The sequence below is a fragment of the Streptococcus sp. CL8.13 genome (assembly GCF_049737895.1).
Window position 1 is genome coordinate 1 of record NZ_JBKOTT010000106.1, and the last position, 3,142, is coordinate 3,142.

Here is a 3,142-nt window from a genome sequence, read left to right on the forward strand (position 1 = left end):
GAGTCTAGTCATTCTTATGAGCGTACTCATATTGATTCGGTGGTCGCAACAGAACGAATGGTTGATGCTTATCTTAAGAGCGAATTGGGAGACTAATATGTGCCTTATTTGCCAGAGAATTGAGCTCATCAAGAAGGGAGAAAATCCCTATTTTGTCAAAGAGTTGGAAACAGGCTATCTTGTGATTGGAGACCACCAGTATTTTGCAGGTTATAGTCTCTTTCTAGCCAAGGAACATGTCACCGAATTGCACCATTTGAAAAAGGAGACAAGACTCCGTTTTCTAGAAGAAATGAGTGTGGTCCAAGAGGCGGTTGCTAAGGCCTTTGCTGCTGAGAAAATGAATATCGAACTGCTAGGAAATGGCGATGCCCATCTTCATTGGCATCTGTTTCCTAGACGAAGAGGTGACATGAATGGTCACGGTCTCAATGGACGTGGTCCAGTCTGGTGGGTTCCCTTTGAAGAAATGACAGCAGAAACCTGCCAAGCAAAATCGGATGAGATTAAAAGATTAGTCAAACGTTTATCGTCAGAAGTAGATAAACTATTAGAAATAAAGGAGTAGAAATGAAAAAAAGATACCTTATCTTGACAGCCTTGCTAGCCTTGAGTCTAGCAGCTTGTTCACAAGAAAAAGCAAAAAATGAAGATGGCTCAGCTAAGACAGAGCAAACTGCTAAAGCTGATGGAACAGTTGGAAGTAAGTCTCAAGGAGCTACTCAGAAAAAAGCAGAAGTGGTTAATAAAGGAGACTACTACAGCATCCAAGGGAAATACGATGAAATCATCGTAGCCAATAAACACTACCCATTGTCAAAAGACTACAATCCAGGGGAAAATCCAACAGCCAAGGCTGAGTTGGTCAAACTCATCAAAGCTATGCAAGAGGCAGGTTTCCCCATTAGCGACCATTACAGTGGCTTTAGAAGTTATGAAACTCAGACAAAGCTCTACCAAGATTATGTCAACCAAGATGGGAAGGCAGCTGCTGACCGTTACTCTGCTCGTCCCGGTTACAGTGAACACCAAACTGGCTTGGCCTTTGATGTTATTGGGACTGATGGTGATTTAGTAACAGAAGAAAAAGCGGCTCAATGGCTCTTGGACCATGCGGCTGATTATGGCTTTGTTGTCCGTTATCTCAAAGGTAAGGAAAAAGAAACCGGTTATATGGCTGAAGAATGGCACCTTCGTTATGTCGGAAAAGAAGCAAAAGAAATTGCAGAGAGTGGTCTCAGTTTGGAAGAATACTACGGCTTTGAAGGCGGAGATTACGTCGATTAAAAAAATAAACTTTTCTCTTGCAATTCTAGATAAATAGTGTATAATAGATGGGTATGTGTAAAGCATACTTGTGGGAGGTAAAAATCTTTAATTACCGCCAAAACCACAAAGGAGGATTTAAAAATGGCTAAAAAAGTCGAAAAACTTGTAAAATTGCAAATCCCTGCTGGTAAAGCTACACCAGCTCCACCGGTTGGACCTGCTCTTGGTCAAGCTGGTATCAACATCATGGGATTCACAAAAGAGTTCAACGCTCGTACAGCTGACCAAGCTGGTATGATCATTCCAGTTGTTATCTCAGTTTACGAAGATAAATCATTTACTTTCATCACTAAAACACCACCAGCTGCTGTTCTTTTGAAAAAAGCTGCAGGTGTTGAAAAAGGATCAGGTACACCTAACAAAACTAAAGTTGCTACAGTTACTCGTGCACAAGTACAAGAAATTGCAGAAACTAAGATGCCAGATTTGAACGCAGCAAACGTAGAGTCTGCAATGCGTATGATCGAAGGTACTGCTCGTTCTATGGGATTCACTGTTGTTGACTAATCAATAACACAGTAGAAAATCTCACAGCAGTCTATTAGTTGCTTTTCATACTAGGCAAGTGACTGAAGCTTGTACTTGGGTACAGCAAGGGAGCTTAACGAAGTAGGAAAAGAAAAATAATAGACTGAAAACCCGCAAGACTTCATCATTTCGAGGAGTGACGTGGGAGATGAAAATCGATTGAACCACTTACAAGGAGAATAGAAAATGGCTAAAAAAAGCAAACAACTTCGTGCTGCTCTTGAGAAAATCGACAGCACAAAAGCATACAGCGTAGAAGAAGCTGTAGCACTTGCAAAAGAAACTAACTTTGCAAAATTTGACGCAACTGTAGAAGTTGCTTACAACTTGAACATCGACGTTAAAAAAGCTGACCAACAAATCCGTGGAGCAATGGTATTGCCAAACGGTACTGGTAAAACTTCACGCGTTCTTGTTTTCGCACGTGGTGCAAAAGCTGAAGAAGCAAAAGCTGCTGGTGCAGACTTTGTTGGTGAAGATGACCTTGTTGCTAAAATCAACGATGGTTGGTTGGACTTCGACGTAGTTATCGCTACACCTGACATGATGGCTCTTGTTGGACGTCTTGGACGTGTCCTTGGACCACGTAACTTGATGCCAAACCCTAAAACTGGTACTGTAACAATGGATGTTGCTAAAGCAGTTGAAGAGTCTAAAGGTGGTAAAATCACTTACCGTGCTGACCGTGCAGGTAACGTTCAAGCTATCATCGGTAAAGTATCATTTGAAGCTGAAAAATTGGTTGAAAACTTCAAAGCTTTCAACGAAACAATCCAAAAAGCAAAACCAGCTACAGCTAAAGGAACTTACGTAACAAACTTGACTATCACAACTACTCAAGGTGTTGGTATCAAAGTTGACGTAAACTCACTTTAATCAGTAGTTTATAACAGAGAACGAGTGCGAAAGTGCTCGTTTTTTTGTCTTTAGTTATTGATTCTAAAGAATCGATGTGGCTTCATTCGTTTTTTCTTTTATGATTTAGGAGAAAAAATAATTGAAAAAAATTAGAGAAAGTTTTGTATTCTATTATTGAAATTGTTGAGGTTATGGGATAAAATCCGAACGATTTTTTTAGAGGTATTAATGGTAGATGTATAGATAAGTGTATAGATTCTTAAAAATGTTAACACAGGCTTATAAAAAGGCCGTAAATATAATATTTAAGTTATAAAAATAATGAAAACATAAAATATCAATTTAAAGATAAAATCGAAAAAAACGTACATTAAACTCGGATGTTTGTTTAAAAACTCATCAAATAGAAATATTATTTAATGGGATT

Annotated in this window: 4 protein-coding genes and 1 pseudogene; all 5 read left to right on the forward strand. The window is 39.1% G+C overall.

What is annotated here, in order from left to right:
- Nucleotides 1–96, forward strand: a pseudogene (locus ACLNCN_RS04200) (M42 family metallopeptidase); the annotation flags it as partial.
- Between the two features lies 1 nt (nt 97).
- Nucleotides 98–568 carry an HIT family protein gene (locus tag ACLNCN_RS04205; protein ID WP_261065636.1) on the forward strand — a complete coding sequence of 157 codons (471 nt, stop codon included), beginning with the start codon at nt 98–100 and terminating at the stop codon, nt 566–568.
- Between the two features lie 2 nt (nt 569–570).
- Nucleotides 571–1,287, forward strand: a complete 717-nt coding sequence (gene ldcB / locus ACLNCN_RS04210) for an LD-carboxypeptidase LdcB/DacB (protein WP_084886664.1) — start codon at nt 571–573, stop codon at nt 1,285–1,287.
- Between the two features lie 123 nt (nt 1,288–1,410).
- Nucleotides 1,411–1,836, forward strand: a complete 426-nt coding sequence (gene rplK / locus ACLNCN_RS04215) for a 50S ribosomal protein L11 (protein WP_001085807.1) — start codon at nt 1,411–1,413, stop codon at nt 1,834–1,836.
- 207 nt (nt 1,837–2,043) lie between these two features.
- On the forward strand, nt 2,044–2,733 hold the full coding sequence (gene rplA, locus ACLNCN_RS04220; protein ID WP_001085675.1) for a 50S ribosomal protein L1: 690 nt from the start codon (nt 2,044–2,046) through the stop codon (nt 2,731–2,733).
- The last annotated feature ends 409 nt before the right edge of the window (nt 2,734–3,142 follow it).

Coding starts and splice junctions, on each gene's coding strand:
- rplK (WP_001085807.1), top strand. CDS start 1,411: ATGGCTAAAAAAGTCGAAAAACTTGTAAAATTGCAAATCCCTGCTGGT.
- ACLNCN_RS04205 (WP_261065636.1), top strand. CDS start 98: ATGTGCCTTATTTGCCAGAGAATTGAGCTCATCAAGAAGGGAGAAAAT.
- ldcB (WP_084886664.1), top strand. CDS start 571: ATGAAAAAAAGATACCTTATCTTGACAGCCTTGCTAGCCTTGAGTCTA.
- rplA (WP_001085675.1), top strand. CDS start 2,044: ATGGCTAAAAAAAGCAAACAACTTCGTGCTGCTCTTGAGAAAATCGAC.